Source organism: Flavobacterium lipolyticum (genome assembly GCF_020905335.1).
Lineage (GTDB): Bacteria > Bacteroidota > Bacteroidia > Flavobacteriales > Flavobacteriaceae > Flavobacterium > Flavobacterium lipolyticum.
This window is the reverse complement of record NZ_JAJJMN010000002.1, coordinates 763,969-790,451: the sequence shown is the minus strand read 5'-3', so window position 1 is coordinate 790,451 and position 26,483 is coordinate 763,969. Positions and strand designations below refer to the sequence as shown.

Annotated in this window: 32 protein-coding genes; 12 read left to right on the top strand and 20 right to left on the bottom strand. The window is 34.9% G+C overall.

Going from position 1 to position 26,483, the window contains the following annotated elements; genetic code table 11:
- Nucleotides 1–175: 175 nt before the first annotated feature.
- The 16 genes from LNQ34_RS19960 to LNQ34_RS19885 all read right to left on the bottom strand — a co-directional run bounded on the left by LNQ34_RS19960 (nt 176) and on the right by LNQ34_RS19885 (nt 10,409).
- Nucleotides 176–610 carry an NUDIX hydrolase gene (locus tag LNQ34_RS19960; protein WP_230000985.1) on the bottom strand — a complete coding sequence of 145 codons (435 nt, stop codon included), beginning with the start codon at nt 608–610 and terminating at the stop codon, nt 176–178.
- A 45-nt stretch (nt 611–655) separates the two neighbouring features.
- Nucleotides 656–1,234 (bottom strand): YdeI/OmpD-associated family protein, encoded by a 579-nt coding sequence (locus LNQ34_RS19955; protein WP_230000984.1) that lies wholly within the window; start codon nt 1,232–1,234, stop codon nt 656–658.
- Nucleotides 1,235–1,256: 22 nt separating this feature from the next.
- Nucleotides 1,257–1,814, bottom strand: coding sequence for a DUF4256 domain-containing protein (locus LNQ34_RS19950; RefSeq protein ID WP_202703544.1), 558 nt, complete (start codon nt 1,812–1,814; stop codon nt 1,257–1,259).
- Nucleotides 1,815–2,053: 239 nt separating this feature from the next.
- Nucleotides 2,054–2,434 carry a DoxX family protein gene (locus LNQ34_RS19945; RefSeq protein WP_230000983.1) on the bottom strand — a complete coding sequence of 127 codons (381 nt, stop codon included), beginning with the start codon at nt 2,432–2,434 and terminating at the stop codon, nt 2,054–2,056.
- A gap of 221 nt (nt 2,435–2,655) precedes the next feature.
- Entirely contained in the window at nt 2,656–3,126 is a 471-nt protein-coding gene (locus LNQ34_RS19940) for an SRPBCC domain-containing protein (protein WP_202704220.1), read from the bottom strand.
- Nucleotides 3,127–3,133: 7 nt separating this feature from the next.
- Nucleotides 3,134–3,457, bottom strand: coding sequence for an ArsR/SmtB family transcription factor (locus LNQ34_RS19935; protein ID WP_017498276.1), 324 nt, complete (start codon nt 3,455–3,457; stop codon nt 3,134–3,136).
- Nucleotides 3,458–3,604: 147 nt separating this feature from the next.
- Nucleotides 3,605–3,994, bottom strand: coding sequence for a hypothetical protein (locus tag LNQ34_RS19930; protein WP_230000982.1), 390 nt, complete (start codon nt 3,992–3,994; stop codon nt 3,605–3,607).
- 192 nt (nt 3,995–4,186) lie between these two features.
- Entirely contained in the window at nt 4,187–4,555 is a 369-nt protein-coding gene (locus LNQ34_RS19925) for a hypothetical protein (protein WP_230000981.1), read from the bottom strand.
- 145 nt (nt 4,556–4,700) lie between these two features.
- Nucleotides 4,701–5,633, bottom strand: coding sequence for a transglutaminase-like domain-containing protein (locus tag LNQ34_RS19920; protein WP_202704222.1), 933 nt, complete (start codon nt 5,631–5,633; stop codon nt 4,701–4,703).
- Nucleotides 5,634–5,651: 18 nt separating this feature from the next.
- The gene (locus LNQ34_RS19915) at nt 5,652–6,503 is read right to left on the bottom strand and encodes a substrate-binding domain-containing protein (RefSeq protein ID WP_202704223.1); all 852 of its coding nucleotides are present in this window, start codon (nt 6,501–6,503) and stop codon (nt 5,652–5,654) included.
- 49 nt (nt 6,504–6,552) lie between these two features.
- Nucleotides 6,553–7,026 (bottom strand): DUF4265 domain-containing protein, encoded by a 474-nt coding sequence (locus LNQ34_RS19910; protein WP_230000980.1) that lies wholly within the window; start codon nt 7,024–7,026, stop codon nt 6,553–6,555.
- Nucleotides 7,027–7,056: 30 nt separating this feature from the next.
- Nucleotides 7,057–7,449: a VOC family protein gene (locus LNQ34_RS19905; protein ID WP_230000979.1), complete on the bottom strand. Its 393-nt coding sequence runs from the start codon at nt 7,447–7,449 to the stop codon at nt 7,057–7,059.
- Between the two features lie 4 nt (nt 7,450–7,453).
- On the bottom strand, nt 7,454–7,894 hold the full coding sequence (locus LNQ34_RS19900) for a DinB family protein (protein WP_230000978.1): 441 nt from the start codon (nt 7,892–7,894) through the stop codon (nt 7,454–7,456).
- A gap of 36 nt (nt 7,895–7,930) precedes the next feature.
- Nucleotides 7,931–8,800, bottom strand: a complete 870-nt coding sequence (locus LNQ34_RS19895) for a nucleoside phosphorylase (RefSeq protein ID WP_202704227.1) — start codon at nt 8,798–8,800, stop codon at nt 7,931–7,933.
- 210 nt (nt 8,801–9,010) lie between these two features.
- Nucleotides 9,011–9,343, bottom strand: a complete 333-nt coding sequence (locus tag LNQ34_RS19890; RefSeq protein ID WP_230000977.1) for a translation initiation factor — start codon at nt 9,341–9,343, stop codon at nt 9,011–9,013.
- Between the two features lie 115 nt (nt 9,344–9,458).
- On the bottom strand, nt 9,459–10,409 hold the full coding sequence (locus LNQ34_RS19885) for an isopenicillin N synthase family dioxygenase (protein ID WP_017498286.1): 951 nt from the start codon (nt 10,407–10,409) through the stop codon (nt 9,459–9,461).
- A 171-nt stretch (nt 10,410–10,580) separates the two neighbouring features.
- Between LNQ34_RS19885 and LNQ34_RS19880 the strand changes: the two genes are divergently transcribed.
- The 3 genes from LNQ34_RS19880 to LNQ34_RS23490 all read left to right on the top strand — a co-directional run bounded on the left by LNQ34_RS19880 (nt 10,581) and on the right by LNQ34_RS23490 (nt 14,369).
- Nucleotides 10,581–12,557: an alpha-ketoacid dehydrogenase subunit alpha/beta gene (locus tag LNQ34_RS19880; RefSeq protein ID WP_230000976.1), complete on the top strand. Its 1,977-nt coding sequence runs from the start codon at nt 10,581–10,583 to the stop codon at nt 12,555–12,557.
- Between the two features lie 68 nt (nt 12,558–12,625).
- Entirely contained in the window at nt 12,626–13,315 is a 690-nt protein-coding gene (locus LNQ34_RS23495; RefSeq protein WP_255664602.1) for a DUF885 family protein, read from the top strand.
- Nucleotides 13,284–14,369 carry a DUF885 domain-containing protein gene (locus LNQ34_RS23490; protein ID WP_255664601.1) on the top strand — a complete coding sequence of 362 codons (1,086 nt, stop codon included), beginning with the start codon at nt 13,284–13,286 and terminating at the stop codon, nt 14,367–14,369. The genes LNQ34_RS23495 and LNQ34_RS23490 overlap by 32 nt, the downstream gene beginning before the upstream one ends.
- Nucleotides 14,370–14,595: 226 nt before the next feature.
- On the opposite strand, the gene LNQ34_RS19870 is transcribed toward LNQ34_RS23490, so the two are convergent.
- On the bottom strand, nt 14,596–15,003 hold the full coding sequence (locus LNQ34_RS19870) for a hypothetical protein (protein WP_017498289.1): 408 nt from the start codon (nt 15,001–15,003) through the stop codon (nt 14,596–14,598).
- A 60-nt stretch (nt 15,004–15,063) separates the two neighbouring features.
- On the opposite strand from LNQ34_RS19870, the gene LNQ34_RS19865 reads away from it, so the two are divergent.
- Together LNQ34_RS19865 and LNQ34_RS19860 are read left to right on the top strand one after the other, a co-directional pair.
- Nucleotides 15,064–15,447, top strand: coding sequence for an acyl-CoA thioesterase (locus LNQ34_RS19865; protein ID WP_017498290.1), 384 nt, complete (start codon nt 15,064–15,066; stop codon nt 15,445–15,447).
- A gap of 48 nt (nt 15,448–15,495) precedes the next feature.
- Nucleotides 15,496–15,924, top strand: coding sequence for a hypothetical protein (locus LNQ34_RS19860; protein WP_202703868.1), 429 nt, complete (start codon nt 15,496–15,498; stop codon nt 15,922–15,924).
- Nucleotides 15,925–16,119: 195 nt separating this feature from the next.
- Here the strand turns inward: LNQ34_RS19860 and LNQ34_RS19855 are convergent, their stop codons facing one another.
- Together LNQ34_RS19855 and LNQ34_RS19850 are read right to left on the bottom strand one after the other, a co-directional pair.
- The gene (locus LNQ34_RS19855) at nt 16,120–17,376 is read right to left on the bottom strand and encodes a mechanosensitive ion channel family protein (RefSeq protein WP_202703869.1); all 1,257 of its coding nucleotides are present in this window, start codon (nt 17,374–17,376) and stop codon (nt 16,120–16,122) included.
- Complete coding sequence (locus LNQ34_RS19850) at nt 17,369–17,656, bottom strand: DUF3817 domain-containing protein (RefSeq protein WP_017498293.1); 288 nt, start codon at nt 17,654–17,656, stop codon at nt 17,369–17,371. Before LNQ34_RS19850 ends, LNQ34_RS19855 begins: the two co-directional genes overlap by 8 nt.
- A 103-nt stretch (nt 17,657–17,759) precedes the next feature.
- On the opposite strand from LNQ34_RS19850, the gene LNQ34_RS19845 reads away from it, so the two are divergent.
- The 4 genes from LNQ34_RS19845 to LNQ34_RS19830 all read left to right on the top strand — a co-directional run bounded on the left by LNQ34_RS19845 (nt 17,760) and on the right by LNQ34_RS19830 (nt 22,849).
- Nucleotides 17,760–18,290, top strand: coding sequence for a DUF6155 family protein (locus LNQ34_RS19845; protein ID WP_230000975.1), 531 nt, complete (start codon nt 17,760–17,762; stop codon nt 18,288–18,290).
- A 110-nt stretch (nt 18,291–18,400) separates the two neighbouring features.
- Nucleotides 18,401–19,942: a DEAD/DEAH box helicase gene (locus tag LNQ34_RS19840; RefSeq protein WP_017498295.1), complete on the top strand. Its 1,542-nt coding sequence runs from the start codon at nt 18,401–18,403 to the stop codon at nt 19,940–19,942.
- Nucleotides 19,943–20,171: 229 nt separating this feature from the next.
- The gene (locus tag LNQ34_RS19835; protein ID WP_230000974.1) at nt 20,172–21,506 is read left to right on the top strand and encodes a DEAD/DEAH box helicase; all 1,335 of its coding nucleotides are present in this window, start codon (nt 20,172–20,174) and stop codon (nt 21,504–21,506) included.
- 83 nt (nt 21,507–21,589) lie between these two features.
- Complete coding sequence (locus LNQ34_RS19830) at nt 21,590–22,849, top strand: NAD(P)/FAD-dependent oxidoreductase (protein WP_230000973.1); 1,260 nt, start codon at nt 21,590–21,592, stop codon at nt 22,847–22,849.
- A 223-nt stretch (nt 22,850–23,072) separates the two neighbouring features.
- On the opposite strand, the gene LNQ34_RS19825 is transcribed toward LNQ34_RS19830, so the two are convergent.
- Complete coding sequence (locus LNQ34_RS19825; protein WP_230000972.1) at nt 23,073–24,302, bottom strand: multidrug effflux MFS transporter; 1,230 nt, start codon at nt 24,300–24,302, stop codon at nt 23,073–23,075.
- 152 nt (nt 24,303–24,454) lie between these two features.
- Between LNQ34_RS19825 and LNQ34_RS19820 the strand changes: the two genes are divergently transcribed.
- The 3 genes from LNQ34_RS19820 to LNQ34_RS19810 all read left to right on the top strand — a co-directional run bounded on the left by LNQ34_RS19820 (nt 24,455) and on the right by LNQ34_RS19810 (nt 26,217).
- The gene (locus tag LNQ34_RS19820; protein ID WP_017497466.1) at nt 24,455–24,880 is read left to right on the top strand and encodes a hypothetical protein; all 426 of its coding nucleotides are present in this window, start codon (nt 24,455–24,457) and stop codon (nt 24,878–24,880) included.
- Nucleotides 24,881–24,991: 111 nt separating this feature from the next.
- Entirely contained in the window at nt 24,992–25,375 is a 384-nt protein-coding gene (locus LNQ34_RS19815) for a hypothetical protein (protein WP_230000971.1), read from the top strand.
- Between the two features lie 365 nt (nt 25,376–25,740).
- Complete coding sequence (locus LNQ34_RS19810; RefSeq protein WP_230000970.1) at nt 25,741–26,217, top strand: hypothetical protein; 477 nt, start codon at nt 25,741–25,743, stop codon at nt 26,215–26,217.
- Nucleotides 26,218–26,483: the final 266 nt, after the last annotated feature.

Genomic DNA, 26,483 nt, shown 5'->3' with positions numbered 1-26,483 from the left:
CGTGATAGCGAACAGAGAACGTGAGTAATTAAGATTAATAGTCCATAACAAAGGGATAAAAAGATTAAAAAAATCTGCTAAATCTGCCGGATCTGCGTGAAAAAAACGTCTCCAATTAAAATTTTAATCGCTCGAGCATTCCTTTGTCAAAATGATAAAAAAACGATAACAGCGACTACTTAATGGATTTAGTAAATCTAACGGCATCATTTTTAATTGAATTCCAATCCCATAGTTGAATTTGGTCTAACAGAAAATCTTTTGTAAAAAAAGCCTCTGCCTGTTCAAATGCAATCCATTCATAGCCGTCGTGTTCCTCTGATAATTTGATTTGATTTGTAATGAGTTCACTGTAGTAAATGATCCCTGTGATCTGACAATTATCGGCCGGCAGGTAATTCCAGGTGTCAATTACTTTCACAGGCCTGATTTCAACATTTAACTCTTCTTTAATTTCTCTTTTCAAGGTTTCTTCGGCGGTCTCTCCAAATTCCATTCTGCCACCGGGTAAATCCCATATTTTAATCCCCCTTACAAGGTTATAAACCGCTAAAAAAGTATCGTTTTTTATAATCAAAGCCTTTACTGAAAAGAACATTTGTTTTTCCATATTTATTAATTTGTGACAACATCATTAGTTGTTTTTCAAAAGCGATCAGTCTTTCAATCCTTTTCCCTCAAGAATCTGATTGGTCATGTTTTCTACCCTGGACGCTCTCGTTTTAGATTGTTTTGGGGTTGAGAAATACAGTAAATAAGCACGTTGACGACCTGGAGTTAAAGCTTTAAAAGCAGTTTTAAGAGCCTTGTTTTCGTCTAGTTTTTGTTGAAATTCTTCTGCGATCTCAAATTCGGCAGTCTTCTTTAATTTTACCTTCAAACCGGCTTTTTCTATTTCAATGGCCTGATAAATATACGTTTTTAAGATTGCTTTTTGAGCTTTGATTTCGTCAAGACTCGTAAAACGAATTTGTCTTGCGGCCTGGACATTCTCACTTTGCTGGATTAGAATTCCATCCGTATCCTTCATTAAGGCTCCTTTAAAAAACAGAAAAGCACAATACTCCTTAAAAGAGTGTATTAAAACAACATTATTACCATGCAGTGTATAGCAGGCTGTTTCCCATTTTAGTTCTTCTGTCAATTGACAATCCAGCGCAATTTTTCGTAACTCTTCCAGTTCTTTTTGCCATTTTTCAGCATTTTCAAAGTAAAGATCAACTTTAGGGTTCATATGCTATTGTTATTAAAATTCATTAAACTCTCAAAGATCCTCTAAAACCTCTGGCTGCATAATAAGATTCGGCGCCATTATGATACACAAATACAGTATTGTAGCGAAAATCAGAGAACAACGCACCACCCAGTTTGCGAATTTCAGAAGGTGTAACAATCCAGCTTGAAGTTTTGGCATCAAACTTACCCAGTTTTTGAAGTTCTTTGTACTGTACTTCATCTAAAAGTTCAATTCCCATCTCTTCGGCCATATTTACAGCACTTCCGGCAGGTTTGTGTTCTTTTCTTTTTTCCAGTGCCTCATGATCAAAACACAGACTTCTTCGGCCTTTTGGACTTTCAGCAGAACAATCGAAGAAAATAAATTCTCCCGTATTCTCATCAAATCCAACAACATCCGGCTCGCCTTCGGTTCGTTCCATCTCATCGAGTGACCAGAGTTTCCCCGGATTTGCCTCCAGTTTTTGCTGAACATTTTTCCACTCGAGACCTGCGTGTCTCTTCATATTGTTCTCAAAACGGATTTGTAGTACTTTCAATAATTCTTCACTTTGTGCTGTTGATAGTTTGTTTTTCATTTGGGTTTGATTTTTAGAAGCTAAATTTTTTTTATATTTTTAATAGTATGGAGTGAAATCGAACAAAATTGAATGCCAACACATAGAAGCATAGATACTAATACTTAAAAAAGACAAGGTTTTTCTTTTATATAACTTACTAGGTGAATTTTAATTAGTAAAACGCCTTCTTTAAGTTTACAAAGACTATGTTTCTATGTGTTAAAATAATTTTGATATTTTTTACCGGAAGAAATAGACTAATTTGCTAAAACGGTCTTTCTTTCTAAAGGCCTGAACTGCCAGGATACAATAGTCAAAACAATTAGTAATACCGGACCGAATAGTTCTTTTGGATGGTCTCCAACCACTAAATGCGAAAAAACAGCACCCGTCATGGTAAAGAAAAAGCCTGCATAAGCCCACTCTTTTAGTAATGGAAATTTAGGAATTAAGATAGCTGCGGCACCTAATAATTTCCAAATACCAATCAGTGTTAAAAAATACACCGGAAACCCTAAATGCTGTATCATGCCTTCCTGTTCTTTTATTTTTAGCATTTGTACGATTCCTGTTGCTGTCATTCCTAACGCCAGCCATAATGTAGCAACCCAATAGATGATTTTGTCTCTTTTTTTCATGATTTTATAGTTTAGTTTAAGTTAGTTTAGTTTGTTTTAGTTTGTTTTAGTTGGGAATTATTTTAAACACATAGAAACATAGATTTAGCAATCCCGAAAAAGGCATTTCACTTATTTAAAAGACGCAAAGACTACTATGTGTTAGAAACATGTTTCTTTTTATATTCTTTTAAATACACAAAATTTATGTTTCTATGTGTTAAATCATTGCACCTCCGAGTTTAGTTCAATTTTTTGGCAGCGAATTCTTGTAATCTGTTGTGAGCCATATTGATCCCCTGAGCAAAAGGCAGTTTTAACATCTGATCTCTAAGTGCAGCAGATCTGTAAATAATATGCATTTTTAAGAGACTGGTTTCAGCTGTTACGGCTTCAAATTCAAGAAACTCAAGCTGAGGTGGAAATGGTGAGCCTTCCATTTCAAATGTTCTTGTGATTTTCTGCTCCGGAAAAAACTCGTGAATTACTCCGTTGGCTTTAAAAACCACATTCCCTTTAGGATCGGAAGTTTCAAATTGCCAGCCTCCGTACTTTTTGTTCTCCAGCTTTAGCACTTTGGTTCCCATCCATTGTTCGACAATTTCGGGCTCTGTATAAGCCGTGAACAATAATTTCAGCGGAAGATCAAACTCTCTTGTAATTAGTAAATCCTGTTGACCTTCTTCGGCAGTAATTTTCGTTTTTCGTTCCATAATTTGGTTATTCTTTCGGTTTATAGTTTTTCATGATACTTTCCAGTTTGTTAAAACGATCGTCCCACATTTGGCGGAACGGTTCTATAAAATCAGCAACTTCTTTCATTTTTCTGGCATTAGTTACGTAATAAATTTCCCTTCCATTTTGCGTTTGCTCCAGAAGTTCACATTCCGTTAATATTTGAATGTGTTTTGAAATAGTTTGTCTGGAAGAATTAAAATTTTCAGCAATAACTCCCGGAGTCATTGACTGGATAGCTACTAAGCTTAAGATTGCCCTTCGGGTAGGGTCGGCAATTGCCTGAAATACATCTCTACGAATTTCCATTGTGCAGTTATTTGACAGCAAATATAATGCAGTTATTTGACTGCGCAAAATTTTTGACACATTTTTTTTAAAATATTTTATTGTAACAGTAAGATTGTCAATGTTTTTAAGACTTCCCAGTGATGAAGCTACAGAGTAGATAAGAAGTTAACGGCTCGCAATTTTAAATTCCATTCGGGCAAGAAAGAGTATAATTGCAATTTCTGCGAGAAAATAGAATACCGCTAAATAAGTTAGGTGCGTATAAAGATAGAGCAACAGACCTGCTGTGACACCACAGTATAACAGGTTGGCAAAAGCAATAATTTTGAGGCAACCTCGCCAGTTCTCATTTGCAAGCCAGTAACTCGCAAATGAAGAAGCCATAAGCAGGCAGGCTAAAACAGCAAGAAGATAGAGTGTTTTTTTAGGAACGCCGAAGTAGATTTCTAATTCAACCAGTACTACGCCCAACAAAAGAGTAGAAAATAAAGCTCCTAAGCCGTCGATCAGAAATATTTTTTTCGAATTTAAAATCATAGGTTCTATTGGGGGCATTTGTTTTGGTTTATTAAAGTTAGGTCTAAAATTTTAAATTACAATAGTTTGACAAAAAAAATCTAGTGAATAAAGGAATTCACTTTCAGAAGTGTTTTGTTATTTAAAAAGAGATTGGAGTAGAGATCCAAATAAAAAACCACTCTTTCTGGTTTATAAAAGAGTGGTTTTATTGTTGTAAGGTGTAAAATATTATATTTTTTTGAGGGTAAGTTTCATTTCTTTACTGTCTAGTGTCAGTTGATCTTCTGTTATGATACTTTCACAAGGGTAAGGAGTACCGGTTTCATCCTTTATGACTAAATTTTTACCACCTTTTGTTAAAGCATAAGTACCATTGTTAATTTCTTGAGTAAGATATCCGGTAACATGTCCGTCTTCGGTAAAGGTAAGTGTGCCCTGTGTTAGAATTACATTTTTCATAGAATCTGAAATCGGTAATTTAGGCTCTACAGCAGTAATTTTCCAGGAGTTCACTAATTTATTTCGACCTTTATGACATGAAATCATTAATACAGCCAGTACTGCAATTGCGAAGATAAATAATTTAGATTTTTTCATGATTTTGTGGTTATATGTTAAACTACAGAAAATTACAAAATTTATTCTAATTAAAAATCTAAAAATCAAATATTTATAAAATTACTATCACACATGAAAAAACCATAAATCTAAAGGGTTTTGTGTCTGAATAGCTTCAGAAAAACTAGTTTAAGGTGAGCTCTCCCAGAATTTCTTCGTACATAAAAGGCCCACCCGGATATTTGGCCGTATAGTCCAGGTTCATCCATACCTGCCCACGTTCGTCTATATGGTAGTGAATTTTTTTGCCATAACTTTCTTTTACAAAAAGCACATTTTTGATCAGGTAATTCACTTTTTCCAAGTCGATTGTTGAACCGATAAGTATTTCAGGGTAAATATGTCCTTTCGTATGAATCAATCGGGGAGTTCCGCCAATCGATCGAACCGCAGCGGCCATCAGTATAGAATGATCGTCGCAATCGCCTGAAAAGTATTCTAAAGATTCACTCGCAGTTGCAATATAATCCCCTTCTTTAGGATCATTAACATAATTCCAACGGCTGTTGATTTCTTTAAACACAGCAAAACACTGAATGATGGTTCTGTAATCTGAATAACCTTTAAGGCCTTTAAAATGCTTAGAAGTGGCCATAATGGCAAAGTTTCGAACCTTTGGATTCTGATACTCTATCGCATTGATGATTTTGGATTTATTAGGAAACGGAAGCAGTTTTGCTACAATAATATCCTGTGGGAATGGATTGTCAGACATGGTATAAATCATCGAATTGTAGTCTTCGGAGATTTCACTGAAGCCGTAATTTCCAATAACCGTTCCGTAGAACAATACTAATAAATATACCGCAATGCAGAGTATAATGATGGTTCTGAGCAACATCAGAAGAAAGAAAATTGCAGTAAAAACCAGTACAAAAATCAAAACACGATCTAAATTGAATGCCCATTGTAAATCGATCAGATTTTGATGTAATATGATAAAAATTGGAACCGTAATTAAAAGACTCAATAGCATAATAATAATCCTGTCCCAGGGTGATTTCACCTGTAATTTGGATTTTAATTGCGGAAAGTCAATTTTAGGAAATTTTATCATAAGATTCAAAAGCAGTTTTTACAGCGCTTTCACGGTTTCAACAAAAGTACTTTTTTTCTCAATAATTCCCAGATCAAATAATTGATTTTGAATTTTGATAAAAGCTTTCTCTGTCAATTGCTTCTGAGACCATTTGGTTAATTTTAACCACTCCTGGATGTCTTCTTGTTTTTGATTGAAAAGACTTGCCAGAGTTTTGTCAATATTTGGAATCTGAGCAAAATCCTGAGTTGTTCTATTGATTATCTCCAATATCTGCTCGACTATTTTAGGGTTCTTTTTCAAAAACTCGTCTCTGACGGCAATTACAAACGATGGCCATGGAGTAGGGCAGTCACCAACTCTTCTGAAAATACCTTGATCCACCAGTGGCTTGGTCATAAAACGCTCCCACATAAAATAATCGGCAGTTCCGTTAGTTAAAGCTTCAACAGCGCCGTCAATTGTATTTATAATTTCAAACTGTAAATTATCGGTTTTCCATCCTTGCTCATGTGCATTCACATAAGCCATTAATTGAGATCCTGAACCCAATCGTGAAATGGCTGCTTTTTTATCTTTAAGATCTTTCACGGTCTCAAAAGCTGATTTTGCAGCAACATGAATCCCCCAAATCAAAGGTGATTGTACGTAGATCTGAACAATTTTGCTTGGATTTCCTGCTGCAATATCTTTTAGAATACCTTCAGTCAGGATAACGGCTATGTCAGCTTCATCATTGCGCAGCATCTGACACATTTTGCCGGTTCCTTCCGGAATGTCTTCCCATTGTAAATCAATATTTTCGGCTTCAAATTCACCATTTTCAATGCACATTTGCCATGGTAAATTGAAGTGCTCAGGAACACCTACAATTTTTACAGTTTTCATTCTAAGTTTAGTTTAAGTTGGTTAAGAGTATTCTAAGTTTATTGGGACATTAATTTTTTAATAAATCAGTTCTGTGTTTGTCTGATAAACAAGGTTCGGCAAATTCAATTACAGCATTTGCTTCGTATTCTGATAATAAGTTTTTTACAATCGAATAATCAGTATTTTTCGCAATTTCGACTGCAAGAAAGGTTTCGTTTAATGCTTCTGATAAACAATTGATTGCTTTTAATTTTTCGCGTATGATTTCTTTATCAAATTCTTTTTCAAGAATAAGAACCTGTACGATTGAGTTTCCTGAATGTTCTATAGTTTCTTTGTGAATAAAACACTTTTCATTTTCATCATATTCTGCCCTGAAGATATCATCAGTAGCAATTAAAGGACCAAAAAAGGGAATATTATCCAATTTAAAAAGACCTTTCTCAGAATCTAAAATTTCTGCCCACATGGTTTCCGACACTATTTCTTCCAGGTAAGTGCTGTAGTATTTGAACAGGATTTTTTTATGCGTTTCTGCCATTATTTCATTTTATATTTATTGCAACCTCTATTAATTAATCTCATCGATCACTGCTTTCAAAGACGATATCACAATGCGATAACCGTCAGGATCTAAAAACATCTTTCCGTTCTCATTCCAGAAAGGATTGGTTGCAGTTAAGATGGAGATATTGTTGCGTTCGACCCTGTCTATCAATTCATTGTAATCTATAATTGACTTTGGATAAAGCACAATTACATCATCTTCATCAAACGTATGATTTGCTTTTACTTTTGATTGTGTAAATTCGAAATGCCAGTCGGACTGCGGCATCCCAAGAAAAACACCGTCGTAATGTTTATGTTTCTCAAAGCTGCCCAAAAGTTCAAAACCAAGGACATTGATATAAAAATTAGCTATTTTTTCAATATTATCGGTATGTCGGGCAACTCTTAAAAACATAATTTTAGGATCTTATTTGATTAATATGATGTTCTAAATGTTCTACATAATCAGTCATTAAAAACTTTAGATCAATTACAGATGCATCACTTAAAATGATCTCATAATCCAAAGCTTTTTCATCCACATTCTTCATGATCCTTACAATTTGACGGTTTATGGAGAGCCATAGCTGTATAAGGTCCTCAATGTCCATGGTTTGATACTGATTTAAATTTACCAGATCCATTTGATTGTAAGGTCTGTGATAATACGGTTTTTCCAGATAATTAATTTCTGTAAAACGAACCAGATTATGAATCCCTGAATCAACCAAATGTCCGATAACTTCTTTTTTTGACCATTTCCCGGGTTTTTTAGCTTCCAGAATTTCACTTTTCAGAGAAGGGAAATAGGTCGAATTATCCTTCAGTAATTTTTCAAACTTTAAAATAGCATTTTCCATGAATAATCTAATTTCCGAATGGATTATAGTATTGAATTAATTTCCTGCCAGCTTATCAAGAGTATACGCAATAAGTGCATCAACCGCTTTATATGGATCCTCGCTAAAAGTTCCCGAAGCACGATTGGCGATAATTGCATTTAACGAAAGCGCATTATGCCCTAAAAGAGCAGAAAGTCCGTATATCGCTGCAGTTTCCATTTCTAAATTGGTAATTCTTTGTTCGTCAAAACTAAAATTATCCATTTTATTGTTTAATTCCTGATCCTGAATGTCCAAGCGTAAAACACGTCCTTGTGGTCCGTAAAAACCTCCGGCTGTTGCAGTGATTCCTTTGAACATTTGATCCGATTCGATAATTTTTTCCAGCTTTTCAGAACAAGCGATAGCATAAGGCTTTCCTTTTTTAGCATCCCAGTTCGTATGCTTGATGAAAGCCTCTTCGATATCAGCATTCGAAACTTCGTCAATTAAATAAGAACGAAGCATGTTATCAAGTCCCAATCCGTATTTAGACATTACAAAACTGTCTACCGGAATATCGGTTTGTAAAGAACCTGAAGTTCCAATTCGTATAATATTCAAAGAAGTCAGGTTTTCTTTTGGTTGGCGTGTTTCAAAATCGATGTTTACCAAAGCATCAAGTTCGTTTATCACGATATCAATATTGTCAGGACCAATTCCCGTTGACATTACCGATATTCTTTTTCCTTTATAGATTCCGGTTTGAGTTTTAAATTCTCTTTTTTGTGTAGAATATTCAATAGAATCAAAAAACTGAGTGATTTTTTCCACTCTGTTTTGATCTCCTACGAAAATAATATCGTGCGCAATATGTTCAGGACGAAGGTTTAAATGGTAAACACTCCCGTCCGGATTAAGTATTAATTCTGAATTTTGTATCATTTTTTTTAAGGTTCTAAGTTTTTTTAAAGGTGCAAAGTAGCAAAGGTTCTAAGGTTCTAAGATTTTTTTGAAAATTCTAAATTCTAAATTTTTCTAGCCAAAGCTTTGCGATCTTTGCGTTTTTATTCAAGGGTTACTATTGTAAATTCTTTGCGGACGTTGCGGTTGGATTATTTAAATCTAAAATCTGCAATCTAAAATCAAGAATCATCACCCGCCAACTCTTTTAGTTTTAAATCCTTTAGCTTTAAGGATTTCCATAATTTTATCCCGATAATCTCCCTGAATAATTATAGAGGCGTCTTTAAAAGTTCCGCCAACACTAAGTTTGGTTTTGATTTCTTTAGCCAGTACTTTGAAATCTTCGTCTGATCCTTCGTAGCCTTCGATTATGGTGGTGGCTTTTCCTTTTCGTTTTTCGAATTTGCAAATCATAGGTTCCTTTTGGATATAAAGAACATGATCTTGCTCCTGAACCTCTTCAGGTTCATTGGATTCGACATGATCCGGAAACAAATTTTTTAATTGATCTTGTAAGTCCATAATTTTTATGCTAAAAAATAAATGCTAATTAAAGATAGTATGTAAAAATCAAATTCCAAATCCCAATGATGAGTTTGGGATTTGGAATTTTTAAATTTTGGAATCTAATTTAGGTTTATTTCTTGATTAAACCTAAATCTACCAAGCGTTCGTATAAATAATCTCCAGCTGTAATATCTTCGAATTTCTTAGGATTCTCTGCATCAATACAGTTTTCCAAACAATCCAGCTTCATATCGCTTACCGGATGCATAAAAAACGGAATAGAATAACGAGAGGTTCCCCATAATTCTCTTGGTGGGTTAACTACCTGGTGAATAGTTGATTTTAACTTGTTGTTTGTATGTCTTGACAACATATCTCCAACATTAATTACCAACTGATCGTCTTCAGCAATAGCATCAATCCATTCGCCATCGTGATTCTGAACCTGTAATCCTTTACCCTGAGCACCCATTAATAAGGTAATCAAATTGATATCACCATGAGCAGCCGCGCGAATTGCGTTTTCCGGCTCAGTAGTAATAGGCGGGTAGTGGATTGGTCTTAAAATAGAGTTTCCGTCTTTCGCATATTGATCGAAATAAAACTCATCCAGTCCTAAATGTAATGCTAAGGCTCTTAACACATAAACACCTGTTTTCTCAAGCATTTGATACGCTTCTTTACCTACAACATTAAAACGAGGTAATTCTGTAACATTTACATTTTCAGGATACTCTGCTGCATATTTAGAAGAAGCATCCACGTACTGACCAAAATGCCAGAATTCTTTTAAATCTCCCTCTTTGCGTCCTTTAGCATGTTCTTTTCCAAAAGATACATAACCTCTTTGTCCGCCAATACCGGGAATTTCATAATTATGCTTAGTTTCTACTGGCAAAGCGAAAAATTTTCTAATTTCGCTATATAGCTCGTCTACCAACTGGTCGTCTAAAAAGTGACCTTTTAGGGCTACGAAGCCAATGTTTTCAAATGCACTGCCGATTTCATTTACAAATTTTTGTTTACGTTTCGGGTCGTCCGAAAGGAAATCACGTAAGTCTACACTAGGAATGTTTTGCATACTTTACATTTTTATTTAAAGATAAAAGGCGTTGTAAAACCTTTCAGTAACAAAGGTAGAGAATATTTTAGAATTCAATTTTAAAAGTTATACTAAAATTAAAATTTTCTAACAAAAAGCAATAAAATTGTTATATTTTTCTATATTTGAAATACTAAAAACTAACCGCTAATGATCTTTTACAGACAAGACCTAACTGACACTCAATTATTAGACTTATATAAAAAAATTCTCAAACCCCGACTCATCGAAGAAAAGATGCTCATCTTAATTCGTCAGGGAAAAGTTTCCAAATGGTTCTCCGGAATAGGGCAAGAGGCCATCGCAGTGGGGGTTACCTCTATTTTAGATGAATCAGAATATGTGCTGCCTATGCACCGAAATCTAGGCGTTTTTACCAGTAGAAATATCCCGCTACATCGTTTATTTTCGCAATGGCAGGGAAAAGCAAATGGTTTTACAAAAGGAAGAGACCGCAGTTTTCACTTTGGTACTCAGGAATACAATATTATCGGTATGATTTCGCATTTGGGTCCACAACTCGGGATCGCAGACGGAATTGCACTGGCGCATAAACTTAAAAAGGAGAATAAAATAACAGCAGTTTTTACAGGTGAAGGTGCTACCAGTGAAGGTGATTTTCATGAAGCGCTGAATATAGCTGCCGTGTGGAAACTACCTGTCATGTTTGTAATTGAAAACAACGGTTACGGATTATCTACACCAACAAACGAGCAGTATTTTTGTGAAAACCTGGCCGATAAAGGAATAGGTTATGGTATAGAGAGTCATATTATTGATGGAAATAATATAGTGGAAATCTATAATAAACTGGCACAACTGAAAGAAGAAATGCAGAAAGATCCGCATCCGGTTTTACTGGAGTTTAAGACTTTCAGAATGCGTGGCCATGAAGAGGCAAGTGGTACCAAATATGTTCCGCAAGAGCTAATGGACGAGTGGGCAGCCAAAGATCCGGTAGCGAATTACAAAAAGTATTTAATAGAAACCGGTGTTCTGACTACTGAATTTGACGAACAATTGCACAGTTCACTTAAACAGGAAATTGATGAAAATTGGGCCATGGCAAATGCAGAGCCGGAAATCGTTCCGGATTATAGTGGTGAATTAGATGATGTGTATAAACCATTTGTTTATGAAGAAGTTAAATCTGATTCTGAAGTAACTAATATTAGATTTATTGATGCCATCAGCAGTAGTTTAAAACAATCGATGGAACGGCATGAGAATCTGGTGATAATGGGGCAGGATATTGCCGAGTATGGCGGTGCCTTTAAAATTACGGATGGATTTGTGAAGTTATTCGGGAAAGAACGTGTACGAAATACCCCAATTTGTGAGAGTGCGGTTGTTTCTGCCGGAATGGGATTGTCAATCAACGGCTGTAAAGCTATTGTCGAAATGCAGTTTGCTGATTTTGTTTCTACAGGTTTTAACCCGATCGTAAACTTGCTGGCTAAATCTCATTATCGTTGGGGAGAAAAAGCCGATGTTGTGGTACGAATGCCATGTGGCGGAGGAACTCAGGCAGGACCTTTTCATTCGCAGACTAATGAAGCATGGTTTACTAAAACTCCGGGACTGAAAGTTGTTTATCCGGCCTTTCCGTATGATGCAAAAGGATTATTGAATACTTCTATAAATGATCCGAATCCGGTATTGTTTTTCGAACACAAACAATTGTATCGCAGCGTTTATCAGGATGTTCCTGTAGAGTATTACACTATCCCGTTAGGAAAAGCAGCCTTATTGAAAGAAGGAGATTCTATCACTATTATAGCTTTTGGTGCCACCGTTCATTGGGCATTAGAAACACTGAATAAAAACCCTGAAATAAAAGCAGATTTAATTGATTTAAGAACGTTACAGCCTTTGGATACCGAAACTATTTTTAATTCGGTTAAAAAGACAGGAAAAGTAATCATTTATCAGGAAGATACTTTGTTTGGAGGTATTGCGAGTGATATTTCGGCCTTAATTATGGAGGAATGCTTTGAATATTTAGACGCTCCTGTAAAAAGAGTAGCCAGTTTAGATTCACCTATTCCGTTTACCAAAGCACTGGAGGATCAGTTTTTAGCTAAAAATCGATTTGAAGATGTTTTATTAGAATTATTGAAATATTAATTACAAATAACAAATAGTTTTGCATAAAGAACATTTTTTTTATCTTTAAACCATAAAAAATATAACTTATGAAAAAACTGTTTGTTTCAATTTTTGCAATCACGGTACTTTTTTCCTGTAATAAGAATGGGAAGTCTGAGAGCGACAAAGCATTAGATACAAAATTCGACGCTTATAAGGATCGTTTTGTTACTGATTTATGGAAGATTAACCCGGGCTGGGCTTCGGCTGTTGGTTATCATAAACTAGACAGTGTTTTGGTGGTTCCGGATGCTGCTGAGGAAAAAAGACAACTTGATTTTGTTAATTCTGAATTGGATTCTTTAAAACAATTTAAACTTGAAGATTTGTCGGATAACAATAAGACAGATTTTCAAATGATAAAAAATCAGTTGGAAGCTACTGTTTTTAGTATTAAGGAAGTAAAATCTTCTCAGTGGAATCCTTCTGAATATAATGTTTGTGGAGCTTTCGCTGAAATCTTAAATGGTAAATACGATTCATTAGAAGTTCGTTTACGTGCTTTCAATGCTAAAATGAATAAGGTTCCTGCATTTTATGAAGCAGCCAAAAAGAATATTAAAAATCCAACAGTTGAACATACAGAGCTTGCTATAGCACAAAATTTGGGTGGTTCTAGTGTTTTTGACGTTGACTTGGCTACAGCTTTGGAAAAAAGTAAATTAACTGCTGCCGAGAAAAAACAAATACTCGATAAAGGAATCGTTGCTAAAAAAAGCAGTTACAGATTATGCTGATTGGTTAAAGAAGTTAGACAACAAAACACCACGTTCTTTCAGACTTGGATCGGAATTGTTTGCTAAAAAGTTCAATTTTGATATTCAATCAAGCTATACGGCGGAGGAAATCTTTAAAGTTGCCGTGGATCATAAAAAAGATTTGCACGAAAAAATGTTTGTTTTAGCTGATAAACTTTGGAAAAAATACAAAGGAAACGAACCAAAGCCTGCTGATAAACTGGATTTAATCAAACAAGTAATTGATAAAATCTCTTTGCAGCATACTACACCGGAGAAATTCCAGTCTGAAATTGAAAAACAAATTCCGGAATTAACAGCCTATGTTAAAGCAAAAGATTTATTGTATATCGATCCTTCAAAACCACTTGTAGTTCGTAAAGAGCCGGCATATATGGCAGGAGTGGCAGGAGCTTCTATTTCAGCTCCCGGACCTTATGATAAAAATGCTAACACCTATTATAATGTGGGAAGTATGTCAGGTTGGACGGCTGAAAATGCAGAAAGCTACCTGCGTGAATACAACGATTATATCCTTCAAATTTTAAACATTCACGAGGCTGTTCCTGGACATTATACTCAATTGGTGTACAGCAATCAATCGCCAAGTATCATTAAATCTATTTTAGGAAATGGCGCTATGGTAGAAGGCTGGGCTGTTTATGCAGAGAAAATGATGTTGGAAAGCGGATATAAAAACTCTGATGAAATGTGGTTAATGTATTACAAATGGAACTTGAGAGCTACTTGCAACACCATTTTGGATATTAGCGTACATACTAAAAATATGTCTAAAGAAGCAGCATTGGATTTATTGACTAAAGAAGCTTTTCAACAGCAGGCAGAGGCAGATGGAAAATGGAAACGTGTTACTTTATCACAAGTACAATTGTGTTCTTATTTTACAGGATATACTGAGATCTATAACTTAAGAGAAGAACTTAAAAAGAAAGAAGGGGATAAATTCAATTTGAAGAAGTTTCACGAGAAATTCTTAAGTTTTGGAAGCGCTCCGGTGAAATATATCAAAGAATTAATGTTGTCTGAGGAATAAACAGCAATAATTACGGCCGATTTTAAACTTATAGAATCGTCGTTTGCAAGATTTTGTTTTATTAAGTGTAAAACATTTTTTTGAGAACTGCGTCCTAATGGATGCAAAGTAAAAAGACTAACAGTTTGTTTAACTGTTAGTCTTTTTTATTTTGAGGTTTAAACAGTAATTTATGCAAATCCGACAGGTTTTTAAAATCTATCGGATTTGTTTTATAGGTCAAATTCTATTTCGACTTCGATTCTAGTTCAAACAATTGTACCTGACTTTTCAATCGGTCGATGAGTAAATTCATCATCCTTTTGTTGAGACTGGAGGAGTTTTGAATATAGGTTTCGTATTCTTCAAGGGTGAAAAGCGCCATTACGATTCCTTTTAGAGAATTTCTAAACTTAATATCTTTCTGAATGGAGTTTTCGATGGTTTGGAGTTTCTTTTCGACTGTGTACGAGTAAAAATCAGCTTTATTTTTGTTGACATAGTTGATGAAAACCGCCACAAATAAATCGTTCTGAAGTTTTAAAATGGGTCTAATCGTTTGATTTTGAAACAACTCATCCGCAGAAGATTGAGCACTTATAGTTCCTAAAGTTTCGCCTCTGAATTCTTTTAAAAAAGTGTCTCTTGCTTCCATGTTTTTTCTTTAAATTTAGAAAAAAATCCAATACAAAATTTTTTATTCAAACTAAATATTATGCGATTTCATACCAGAAAATGGGTCAAACCCGAAGATTTAAATCCGAACGGAACATTATTTGGAGGAAAGTTACTTGCCTGGATCGATGAAGAACTGGCGCTTTATACGATCATTCAGTTGGAAAATACCAGAGTAGTTACCAAATACATGTCTGAAATTGATTTTAAGAGTTCCGCCCGACAAGGTGATATCGTTGAAATTGGAATTGATGTTGTGAAATTTGGAAACACTTCACTGATTTTAAAATGTGCCGTACGTAATATGATGACTCGTGAAATTATCATTACCATAGATAAAACTACAATGGTTAGTCTGGATGAAGAGGGAAAACCCAAAGCTCACGGAAAAACTCAAATTGAATTTGTAAAAGATCGTTTGTAATTTTTTCGGCACACAAAAACAGAACCTGTTATTTTAAAAACTCAAACAATGGTCAAAACTTTTATAGTAGCTTCTTTATTGACTCTTGCTCTAATTTCCTGCAATTCAAAAGAAAACAAAGAAGAGTACAAACATGCCGTCTATCGTGCGGTTCACAAAGGCGATACAGCAATCTTGGACATTCGTATAAACAATAAGCGTTTTTTTGGCCGTTATGAAGTATTCTACCATAAAATAGGTAAAGATTCGGGGGATGTAAGAGGGGATATCAAAGGAGATACGCTAAGAGGGGATTATCATTTTATTGCTAATGGCGGAAGCTGGAAGAGAATTCCTTTAGCCTTGCTAAAAAAAGACAATAAATTGTTCTTAGGAAAAGGAGTAATCGGAATTTATTTTAATCTTCCGCTTTTTATGCCTGATCAGCCTATAGATTATAACGAATCAGGGTTTGTTTTTGAAAAAGTTAAGGAGTAGTTTTTAGTATTCAGTCGCAGTCTCAGTATTCAGTTTTATGCCGAGACTGAACACTGGCACTGAGAACTGAGACCGAAAACTGAGACCGAAAACTGAGACTGAAAACTGAGACCGAAAACTGAGACTGAAAACTGAGACTGAAAACTGAGACTGAAACTTGAAACCTGAAACTTGAAACCTGAAACAAAACTTTTCTTAATCAAACCTACCAATCTTCGAAGGCAGTTCAAATATCTCAAGATCGAAGTATTCTACGGAAGCCATTACATGATCAAAAATATCAGACATAATATATTCGTAATTGGCCCAGCGTTTGTCGCTCGAAAAAGCATAAATTTCTAAAGGAACTCCATTTGCAGTCGATTGCAGTTGACGGCACATCATGTGCATGTCTTTGTTTAAGCCGGGATGTGTTACCAAATATTGCATGATATACTTGCGAAACAATCCTAAATTGGTCATGTTTCGGCCATTAAGCGCTAGAGTTTTATCTACTCCGCGTTGCTCATTGTATTTGTCGATTTCAGCTTGTCTGCTTTCGATATAAGAAGAAATCAATTGTACTTTTTTCATCTGATTCAAATCTTCGTCATTCAAAAAACGAATGCTGCTGCTTTTGATTAAAACGTGTCTTTTGATACGTCGACCGTCAGATTTTTGCATACCGCGCCAGTTCTGAAAAGAATCAGAACTCAAAGCATAGGTTGGAATTGTGGTAATCGTGTTATCAAAATTTCGAACCTTAACGGTCGTCAGGTTAATTTCGATTACATCACCATCAGCTCCGAATTTATCCATCGTAATCCAGTCACCAATACGAACCATATCGTTTATCGCTACCTGTACACTCGAAACAAACCCGAGAATAGTATCTCTGAAAATCAAGATAATAATAGCTGAAAGTGTTCCTAGGATAGTCAGCAATTCGCCTTGTTTGATTCCGAATAACTTCGAAATAATAATGGCAACTCCAAAAATCCAAAGTACGATCATAATAACCTGAACAAAACTGTCGATTGGTTTGTCGCTGTATTCCGGTTTTTGTTTTAAATAATCACGTAAAGCATTAAAAATGGTGCGGGTAATCCACAATCCCAGCAAAACGATATAAACACCTACAATTTTTCCAAAAACAGATTCCCAGTACTCATATTTATCCAGAATGATTGGAACAGCCTTGTAAATAAAGAAAAACGGAATTAAATAGGCTGTATATTTTGTGGTTTTATTGTGAATAAGGTAATCGTCAAATTTTGTTTTGGTACGCTGCGCAAAAACGGCGGTTAGTGTAACCAAAACAAATTTTGCCAAATAATAAATGGCATAAGCCAGTATTACCATAATGGCAATATTAAAGACCAGGCTCACATAAGACGCAATATTACGACTCATGCCCCAGTCTCTAAAAATAGGGTATAAAAAGTTGAATATTTTATCCAAAAGTCTAGGCATTATTCTCCAGGTATTTTTTCTCTATATAAAAAGTTCCAAACGGAATAAGTGAGGCGATTTGTATAATTGCAAAGGTTTTTAAATCCCAGTTTTGCGGTTTTTTAAGTAAAATAGCGAGTAAAACATATCCGATAAATAAAACACCATGCGTCATTCCCAACGGACGTAATAAGGTGTGATAAAGTTCAGGATTATTGGTTTTGATGAAAAGCATATTGGTAAACAATACTAAATAAGAGATTCCCTCTAAAATTGCAGTAACTTTGAAAATCTTGAGCATATTCTAATTTTTGAGTTTAATACTAGCAAAATTAAGTATTATCGTTGGTTTTTGCAGTATGAATCAGGAAAGTAATTTACTTTTGTAATCTTAAACTTTGATAATGAGTAAACGCGATTTAAAAAAATATCTTGCCGAATTAGATAAGGAACAGCTCGAAGAGCAAATTATCGAATTGTATGAAAAGTTTAGTCCTGTAAAAGTGTATTACGATTTTGTCTTTAATCCTAAAGAAGATAAACTGTTGCAGGAATGTAAAGTAAAGATTTCACACGAATATTTTCCGATCAAAAAAGCAGGAGCCAGAAAACGTCCGAAAGCAAAATTGCGACGTTCAGTAGCGCAGAAATACATCAAACATTTTATTTTATTGGGAGTTGATCCTTTTGTGGTTGCTGATATCATGCTTTACAATATAGAAATAGCACAAACTTATTCGTCTCAAAATCCGGTTAAACAGGAATTATTCTGTAAAAGCATCTTCAATTCCTTTGAACAGGCAGTGAATTTTTCGATTTCCAATGGAATTTTACCGGATTTTAAAGAACGAATCGTCACCATTCAACAAGAAACTCTTCAACAAATATGGATAAATAGGTACGATTTCGAGGCAATTTTAGAGAAAATCGACTAATAAATCGATTCTCATAAAAAATCTTATTTAAAAAAAACATTTATTTTAGGTTAAAATAAAGTGAAAAACTGTTTTTTCGGTGTATTTTTGCAAAAATCCAAAAATAAACAATGTCTCAAAACACTTTAGAAATAGAAAGAGAAGAGAAAAAAGAACTTTATGCATATCAAAAAGGCGATATTGATGCCATTTTTGATCGTTTAGACAACGCTCCTCCGAAACATCATTTATTATATCAATTGCCTACTGGTGGTGGAAAAACTGTGATTTTTTCCGAAATCGTTCGTCGTTATTTAGCTAATAATGATAAAAAAGTGGTGGTCCTGACACACCGTATCGAACTTTGTAAGCAAACCTCAAAAATGCTGAAAGGGTTTGGTGTTTCCAATAAAATCATTAACAGTAAAGTAAAAGAATTACCGGATCAAAACGATTTCTCTTGTTTTGTGGCCATGGTCGAGACTTTGAAAAACCGTATCAATGACGAAAAATTACATTTAGATAATATCGGTTTGGTTATTATTGATGAGGCGCATTACAACTCATTCCGAAAGCTGTTAAACTCATTCAAAAATGCTTTTATTCTTGGAGTAACAGCGACGCCTTTGAGTTCAAATATAAAATTACCGATGCACCAGAGTTACAATGAACTTATTGTGGGTGATACCATTAGTTCATTGATTGACAAGGGATTTTTGGCTCGTGCAACTACCTATAGTTATGATGTTGGATTAACCTCTCTTAAAGTAGGTATTAACGGAGATTATACCGTAAAATCATCTGATGATTTGTACACCAATACTATTATGCAGGAAAAATTACTGCATGCTTATACAGAACGTTCAATAGGTAAAAAGACCCTGATTTTTAATAATGGTATCCACACTTCGTTATATGTTTATGAAACATTTAGAGAAGCGGGTTATGACATCAGACACCTTGATAACACCAGCAGCTCAGAAGAGCGTAAGGATATTTTACAATGGTTCAAAAAAACACCGGATGCGATTCTGACTTCTGTGGGAATCTTAACAACAGGTTTTGATGAACCAACAGTTGAAACAATTATCTTAAACAGAGCGACTAAATCATTAACTTTATACTATCAGATGATTGGTCGTGGGTCCCGTAAATTACCCGGAAAAGACGAATTTACAGTAATCGACCTAGGTAATAATGCAGCGCGTTTTGGTTTATGGAGTGAGCCGGTAAACTGGCAGCACATCTTTAAATCGCCGGAATTTTATTTAGAGAATCTTCGCGATGATACTGAGATTGAAATGTACTTTAAATACAGTATGCCTCCGGAATTACGTGCTAAATTCAGTAAAACTGCCGATGTAACTTTTGATGTTGATGAAGAACATAAGTTAATTATCAAACAAAATTTACGTTCAAAAGTGGTTTTAGACAAATCATTAGAACAACATGCTTCCATGTGTGTGGACAATACAGAAACGCTGCAAGAAGCAAAATCATTAGGAAAAGAACTTGATGATGATATAGAATGCCGTATCAAACGTTTTGCAAAATGTTTGAGTCAGTGTAGTAAAAATTACCGCGAATGGCTTCTTGACGATTATAAAAAGAACCTGACGTTATTAATAGGTAAGAAGTATCGTGAAAAAATCATGAACGAACCGGACGAATAGAAAAATTTTGTTTCAGGTTTTCGCGTTGAGCGAAATCAAAGTTACAATATGTCATTTCGACGAAGGAGAAATCGCACTGGTATTACACAAAGTTTGTCGAATATTGGATGTGATTTCTCCTTCGTCGAAATGACAAAATAAAGAACTAAAGGTTCTAAAAAATCATTTTAATCCGAGTAATCTGTAGCAGGAATCAAAAATCTAAAATCAGAACTCTAAAATAAAAAGTATGTCTAAACAATTCTCATCATTAGGAATTTCAGCACCAATTTTAAAAGCATTAGGCGAATTGAATATTGTTGAACCAACAGAAATTCAACAAAAAACAATTCCATTACTTCTGGCTGAAACTCAGGATGTAGTTGGTTTAGCCAAAACAGGAACCGGTAAAACCGCAGCTTTCGGATTGCCGTTACTGCAGTTAGTGGATACTAAATCTCCTGTTGTTCAGGCTGTCATCTTAGTTCCAACAAGAGAACTTGGACAGCAAATCTTTAGAAATTTAGAAGATTTTGGAAAACATATTCCAAATATTTCTATTGCTTCAATTTGTGGAGGAATTCCAATAAAACCACAAATTGAGCGATTAACACAGCCTACACAAATAGTGGTGGCTACACCGGGACGTTTAATTGATTTAATTCAGCGCAAAGCGATTGATTTAAAACAAACTTCTTATTTAGTGCTGGATGAAGCCGATGAAATGGTTTCGATACTTAAAGAAAGTTTGGACGAGATCATTGCGGAACTTCCTAAAAAACACCGTACTTTATTGTTTTCGGCTACTTTACCGGGAACAATCAAACAACTGATTCAGAACTATTTGAATAAAAATGTAGTTCAGGTTAGCGCCAATATGGAAACTGCAGGTAATCAAGGAATTGATCACGAATATATTGTAGTGGATCCCATTGAAAAACTGGATGTTTTAATGCATTTCCTGAATTCAAAAGAGGGAGAACGCGGTATTATTTTCTGTAAAACCAAAGCAGCAGTCAATAAATTGGCGAAGAATTTAGCGATCAATCGTTTTTCTTCTGGAGCACTTCACGGCAGTTTGTCACAAGGAATACGTGACAGAATTATGGAGCAATTTCGTGAAGGACATATCAATATATTAGTGGCTACAGATTTGGCAGCCAGAGGAATTGATGTAAAAGAGATTTCTTATGTTGTGAATTATCACTTACCTGACACTTATGAAAACTACGTTCACCGAAGCGGAAGAACGGCAAGGGCAGGAGCGAAGGGGCTTTCACTAACTGTTTTACAGGAGGAAGAAGTAGCAGAAATTCCGGAATTTGAAGCAGAATTAGGAATTAAATTTACCAAATTCCAAAAACCGTCGGCTTTAAGTCTTGAAGAAAACAATATGCTTTTATGGGCCAAGCAAATTTTTAAAACAAAGCCCAATTATGATATGTCAAGCGATCTGAAAACGAAGGTAAAGACCGTTTTTCATCATCTGACTAAAGACGAACTAATTGAAAAACTGATGGCCAGTTATGTTTTACAGAACAAAGTTGAAGTCACCGAAAAACCTGTTAAAAAATTCAAAAAGTAATATTCCGGCCGATTAACTTTGCTAATTTATGTCGTATATTTATAAGGTAATTTCACTATAATCCCAGTTAATATACAGCATATATGAAGATAGTCATCATAGGAGGTGGTTTTGCAGGAATCAATCTTGCAAAAGAGCTTGTTAACCATCCTCAGATACAGGTAACACTTGTAGACAAGAACAATTATAACTTTTTTCCACCACTTATATATCAGGTTGCCACAGCTTTTTTAGAGCCCTCAAGTATCAGTTATCCGTTTAGAAAATTCTTTGCTGGTAAAAAGAATCTTCAGTTTCGTTTAGGAGAACTGCTTTCTGTGGTTCCGGCCGAGAATAAAATTATCCTGAACAACGGAGAATTAACATACGATCATTTAGTTTTTGCAACCGGTGCTGAAACCAGTTATTTTGGAATGGAAAATGTAATGAAAAACGCCATTCCGATGAAAACGCTAAACGACGCCATCGAAATGCGTAATGCACTGCTTAAAAACCTTGAAAAAGCAGCAATTACCAAAGACATGCGCAAACGACGCAAATTGTTAACCATTGTTGTAGCGGGAGGAGGACCAACAGGTGTGGAAGTATCGGGAATGTTTGCCGAAATGCGCAAAAGTATTCTATTAAAAGAATATCCGGAATTAGAAACATCAGCCAGTAATGTGTATTTAGTCGATGGGGGAGACGCACTCCTCTCACCTATGAGTAAAGCTTCTCAGGAGGATACTCTGGATGCACTTACCAAACTTGGTGTTGTGGTAAAACTTCAAACACGTGTTGTTGACTATGTTGATGATACTGTTCATTTCGCTAACGGCGAGACCATTAAAACCAAAAATCTGATTTGGGCAGCCGGAGTTTCTGCTAAAACTTTTGAAGGAATCCCAGCAGAAAGCTATGGTCGTGGAAAACGAATGGCAACAGATGAATACAATAAAGTTGATGGTTTGACAAATGTTTACGCTATTGGTGACACAGCCATCACAGCCGGTGATAAAAATTTCCCGGACGGACATCCGCAAGTAGCGCAGGTCGCTATTCAGCAAGGATTAAATTTGGCTAAAAACTTTAAAGCAATGGTCCAAAACAAACCTTTAAAAGCATTTATGTACAATGACAAAGGTTCTATGGCTATTATTGGAAAAAATAAAGCTGTTGTAGATTTACCAAGTCCAAAATGGCATTTTAAAGGATTCTTTGCCTGGATTATCTGGCTGTTTATCCACCTGATATCTCTAATCACTTACAGAAACAGATTAAATACATTCTGGAACTGGATGGTCGCTTATTTTGCCAGAGATCAATCTTTGAGAATGATTATCAGACCGGATAAAAGATCTTAGAAAATAAATCCCAATTTTTTAAATTTCAAATTCAAATGAAGTTGGAGTATTTAATGGAGCATAAAAAAGCCAGAATTATTAAATTCTGGCTTTTTTATGCAGTCTTGTCATTTCGACTGAAAGGAGAAATCACACTAGTGGCTCGACAAAGATTGGCGAATTACTTTGCGGAGTTTCTAGTGTGATTTCTCCTTCGTCGAAATGACAATTCAAAATATCTTTATTAGTGACCAATCGCAATATCGTCTTCCGAAGACAATTCTACTTTTTGTTTGATAGAACGTTTGCTGATGTTTAAAAAGACAAAAGCTGTAAGAGTAGTGATGGTCATAATAGCTACCATTGGAGCTACAGAATCTTTAACGAAAACTCCAACAGCAAACGAAGCCAAAGCCCCAATACCCAACTGAATAGCCCCCATTAATGCTGACGCACTTCCTGTGTTTTTAGCGAAAGGCGCCAAGGTAAGTCCGGCAGTATTTGGATTCGAAATTCCCAGACAAGCCAGGAATAAAAACAACATTCCTATAATTTCATACAATCCCAAAAGGTCATTTAAAGCTAGAATTAGAAAAAGGATACTAATAACAGACTGCGATATTAGTGCCCCAAAAATCATCTGTTCACTTGAATATTTCTTCAATAATAAGGAGTTTAACTGACTTGAACCGATAAAGCTTAACGACATAAAAGCAAAAATCCAACCGTAAGTCTTGGCATCAACGTGGTAGATATCCATGAAAATGATAGGCGAGGCCGCAACGTATGAAAATAAGCCCGAAAAAGCGATTGCACCAGTAAAGGCATAGGTGTAAAATTGTGGCTCCTTAAAAACGCTGATAAAATTAGTGATAATCGGTTTTGGCTTTAAAGATATTGAGGTATCAGGTTTATAAGTATTTGGTAAACCAATTTGTGATGCAATTAATATAGCAATTCCCATACACATTAGGATAAAAAATACGGTATGCCAGCCATAATCTTCTGTTACATAACCTCCAATTGTTGGTGCCAGCATAGGAGAAAGCCCAACCACAAGCATCAATAAAGAGAATACTTTTGGAATGTCTTTTACGGGAAATAAATCACGAACCATCGCTACAGAAGCCACTGTGGCAGCGCAACTACCAATGGCCTGAACAAATCGTAAAAGGATAAACGAATCAATATTAGTTACATAAATACATCCCAAAGAAGCCAGAATATAAACCATCAAACCTATAAACAAAGGTTTTTTTCGGCCAAAACGATCCAATAATGGTCCGTATAATAATTGTCCTGCTGAGATTCCGATAAAATAACTGGATAAACTCATGGATACTTTTGCTACCGAAGTATGCAAATCCTTTGCTATACCAGAGAAACCAGGAAGATACATGTCTATTGAAAATGGGCCGAGTGCTGTTAAAGAACCTAAAATAAGGATAAGGGTAATGTATTTTTTTGTTGTCATTTTCTTAAAAAATTGCTTTTCATTTTTTGCAAAGGTAAAGATTTCATATCTTGTAGTGTAATTTAAACGTTTTTTAATAAAACGTTTGATTAGGTTACGCATTAATTGAACTATAAAAAAGCATTATTAACACTAATCTTAAATCAAAAATTATGAAAAATTACATTTTAGTATTCGCGCTTATTTTTACCACAATTTCATTTGCACAAACCATTACGTCCAAAAAAGAAGAGGCAAATGTAGAGCAGTACGCATTACTGCAAAAAGTAAACAAATATTACCCGGACATTACTTTAAACAAAACCGTTACCAATTTTTATGCAGATGGCAATATTATTGACACGCATCAGGAGTTTGATTTAACCACTTCAAAATTTTCAAGCTACAAAATCGGACTTGAACCGGATAACAAAAAATTGCTGTTTGAATACGTATCTGATGAAACCGGAAAAGTCTACGGAGACGTCACCATTTTTAAAGGAAATGCGCTGCGAACTACTTTCAATGAAAAAAACAATGAAATTAGCGTATCGCTGAACGGAAAACCAGTTTACCTGAAAAAGATAAAACAAAACTAAAACAATAGATTTTAGACTAAAAATTGAAATCAAACAAAAGCATTCGCTACGGTGAATGCTTTTTTGTTTTATATTTGAAGCTGATTGAATTACAAATACTTTTAAATCAAAATGAAGAAAATTTTCGTATTCTTATTAATGATTGTTGCTATAGCGTCCTATTCGCAAACCAATCGATTTACCGGAACCTGGAGCACTGAAAATTGTAAAACCTGCAGCAAAGAATATGTCCTGAAAATTAATATGGCGCAATCCAATAATAAAATATTCGGAACGGCTGAGATTACGAGCGACAATCAGAAATTTGTCAGCGGCGTTATGGAAGTTACCGGTAATGTATACGCGCTTGGCGAAAAAGCTCAAATTACCATTAAAGGCAAAGACGGTTCCGCAGGTGCCGTTTTATTTGCAAAGGATGATGTTTTACAATTCTCAAAAAGAGGCGGTGACGATTTAGTTCCCAAAGATACAGTTCTAACCAAATTGTACGAGTAGAAAAAGATAATACTCTTAACTCATTTACCACCTAGAAACATAGATTTTAAGTCTCAAAAAAGGCGTTTCACTTATTTAAAACACACAGAGACTACTATGTGTAAGAAACATGTTTCTTGTAATACTCTTTTATAGACATCGAATCTATGTTTCTATGTGTTTAAAAATATACAGTTGAAGTTTACTTGTGCGTCATCTGTAAAAGTATTTAATATTTTACGAGAATCTCAGCAAACGGGATTTGCATGGTATTGAAACAAGGAATTAACTTTTTTTATTAATTCCTATTGTTCTATCGTGGCAATTGCTATAAAAGAATAAATAATTATACCATTAAAAAGTTATAAATTGCAAAAAAAATAACTATGCCAGCATACCTTTTTGACCAAGACTCTTCCGAGAAAAAATTAAAACATTTAATCTTCTTACATGATAAGTTTACGGAAGACCCTGATTCTTCAGAGAAAGCTTTACAAATTGCTATCGAAGCGTGGCATTTAACAGACTGGGTTCATAAAGAATTTCAAACAACTCATAATATAGATGATTTAGGTAGTTTTCGTGGAACTCTTTATCCTAATTGCAATTCATTAAAAATAATGCATGATTTAGCAAATTCTAGTAAACATGGAGATACAAGCCATCCAAAAGCTGGAATACAATCTGCATATTTATATGAGGGAGAATTTGACCCATCTGATTTTTCCATGGAAGAATTTGAAGTTAGCAGACTCGAAATAATTTTAACAGACAATAGCAAACTTTTCTTTGATGAAGAGATAACAAAAGTAGTTGACTTTTGGAAAGATTATTTTAGAAACGAATTGAATATTACTTTATAAAAAAAAATAAGCCTTTGTAACTTAATACAAAGGCTTATATATTATATAATTATTGAAGTATTGTCGAGAAATATAATTACCAGTTTTTCGATTGTAAATATTAATGTATCGATAATCAAATCCCACATGTTTACACCAATAGGTAGGCTGGTTATTGTTGTTTCTAAATTATGCTTTTTGCGGTATAAAGCATCTTGTATAAGGTTTGATTACTAAGTAAGTCTTGTCGCACTTAGTAATATAAAAATTGCTAAGACGAAAACAAC

Bases quoted from the DNA above. Each gene is read 5' to 3' on its own strand.
- LNQ34_RS19960 (WP_230000985.1), bottom strand. From the start codon at position 610: ATGGAAAAACAAATGTTCTTTTCAGTAAAGGCTTTGATTATAAAAAAC.
- LNQ34_RS19955 (WP_230000984.1), bottom strand. From the start codon at position 1,234: ATGAACCCTAAAGTTGATCTTTACTTTGAAAATGCTGAAAAATGGCAA.
- LNQ34_RS19950 (WP_202703544.1), bottom strand. From the start codon at position 1,814: ATGAAAAACAAACTATCAACAGCACAAAGTGAAGAATTATTGAAAGTA.
- LNQ34_RS19945 (WP_230000983.1), bottom strand. From the start codon at position 2,434: ATGAAAAAAAGAGACAAAATCATCTATTGGGTTGCTACATTATGGCTG.
- LNQ34_RS19940 (WP_202704220.1), bottom strand. From the start codon at position 3,126: ATGGAACGAAAAACGAAAATTACTGCCGAAGAAGGTCAACAGGATTTA.
- LNQ34_RS19935 (WP_017498276.1), bottom strand. From the start codon at position 3,457: ATGGAAATTCGTAGAGATGTATTTCAGGCAATTGCCGACCCTACCCGA.
- LNQ34_RS19930 (WP_230000982.1), bottom strand. From the start codon at position 3,994: ATGCCCCCAATAGAACCTATGATTTTAAATTCGAAAAAAATATTTCTG.
- LNQ34_RS19925 (WP_230000981.1), bottom strand. From the start codon at position 4,555: ATGAAAAAATCTAAATTATTTATCTTCGCAATTGCAGTACTGGCTGTA.
- LNQ34_RS19920 (WP_202704222.1), bottom strand. From the start codon at position 5,633: ATGATAAAATTTCCTAAAATTGACTTTCCGCAATTAAAATCCAAATTA.
- LNQ34_RS19915 (WP_202704223.1), bottom strand. From the start codon at position 6,503: ATGAAAACTGTAAAAATTGTAGGTGTTCCTGAGCACTTCAATTTACCA.
- LNQ34_RS19910 (WP_230000980.1), bottom strand. From the start codon at position 7,026: ATGGCAGAAACGCATAAAAAAATCCTGTTCAAATACTACAGCACTTAC.
- LNQ34_RS19905 (WP_230000979.1), bottom strand. From the start codon at position 7,449: ATGTTTTTAAGAGTTGCCCGACATACCGATAATATTGAAAAAATAGCT.
- LNQ34_RS19900 (WP_230000978.1), bottom strand. From the start codon at position 7,894: ATGGAAAATGCTATTTTAAAGTTTGAAAAATTACTGAAGGATAATTCG.
- LNQ34_RS19895 (WP_202704227.1), bottom strand. From the start codon at position 8,800: ATGATACAAAATTCAGAATTAATACTTAATCCGGACGGGAGTGTTTAC.
- LNQ34_RS19890 (WP_230000977.1), bottom strand. From the start codon at position 9,343: ATGGACTTACAAGATCAATTAAAAAATTTGTTTCCGGATCATGTCGAA.
- LNQ34_RS19885 (WP_017498286.1), bottom strand. From the start codon at position 10,409: ATGCAAAACATTCCTAGTGTAGACTTACGTGATTTCCTTTCGGACGAC.
- LNQ34_RS19880 (WP_230000976.1), top strand. From the start codon at position 10,581: ATGATCTTTTACAGACAAGACCTAACTGACACTCAATTATTAGACTTA.
- LNQ34_RS23495 (WP_255664602.1), top strand. From the start codon at position 12,626: ATGAAAAAACTGTTTGTTTCAATTTTTGCAATCACGGTACTTTTTTCC.
- LNQ34_RS19870 (WP_017498289.1), bottom strand. From the start codon at position 15,003: ATGGAAGCAAGAGACACTTTTTTAAAAGAATTCAGAGGCGAAACTTTA.
- LNQ34_RS19865 (WP_017498290.1), top strand. From the start codon at position 15,064: ATGCGATTTCATACCAGAAAATGGGTCAAACCCGAAGATTTAAATCCG.
- LNQ34_RS19860 (WP_202703868.1), top strand. From the start codon at position 15,496: ATGGTCAAAACTTTTATAGTAGCTTCTTTATTGACTCTTGCTCTAATT.
- LNQ34_RS19855 (WP_202703869.1), bottom strand. From the start codon at position 17,376: ATGCCTAGACTTTTGGATAAAATATTCAACTTTTTATACCCTATTTTT.
- LNQ34_RS19850 (WP_017498293.1), bottom strand. From the start codon at position 17,656: ATGCTCAAGATTTTCAAAGTTACTGCAATTTTAGAGGGAATCTCTTAT.
- LNQ34_RS19845 (WP_230000975.1), top strand. From the start codon at position 17,760: ATGAGTAAACGCGATTTAAAAAAATATCTTGCCGAATTAGATAAGGAA.
- LNQ34_RS19840 (WP_017498295.1), top strand. From the start codon at position 18,401: ATGTCTCAAAACACTTTAGAAATAGAAAGAGAAGAGAAAAAAGAACTT.
- LNQ34_RS19835 (WP_230000974.1), top strand. From the start codon at position 20,172: ATGTCTAAACAATTCTCATCATTAGGAATTTCAGCACCAATTTTAAAA.
- LNQ34_RS19830 (WP_230000973.1), top strand. From the start codon at position 21,590: ATGAAGATAGTCATCATAGGAGGTGGTTTTGCAGGAATCAATCTTGCA.
- LNQ34_RS19825 (WP_230000972.1), bottom strand. From the start codon at position 24,302: ATGACAACAAAAAAATACATTACCCTTATCCTTATTTTAGGTTCTTTA.
- LNQ34_RS19820 (WP_017497466.1), top strand. From the start codon at position 24,455: ATGAAAAATTACATTTTAGTATTCGCGCTTATTTTTACCACAATTTCA.
- LNQ34_RS19815 (WP_230000971.1), top strand. From the start codon at position 24,992: ATGAAGAAAATTTTCGTATTCTTATTAATGATTGTTGCTATAGCGTCC.
- LNQ34_RS19810 (WP_230000970.1), top strand. From the start codon at position 25,741: ATGCCAGCATACCTTTTTGACCAAGACTCTTCCGAGAAAAAATTAAAA.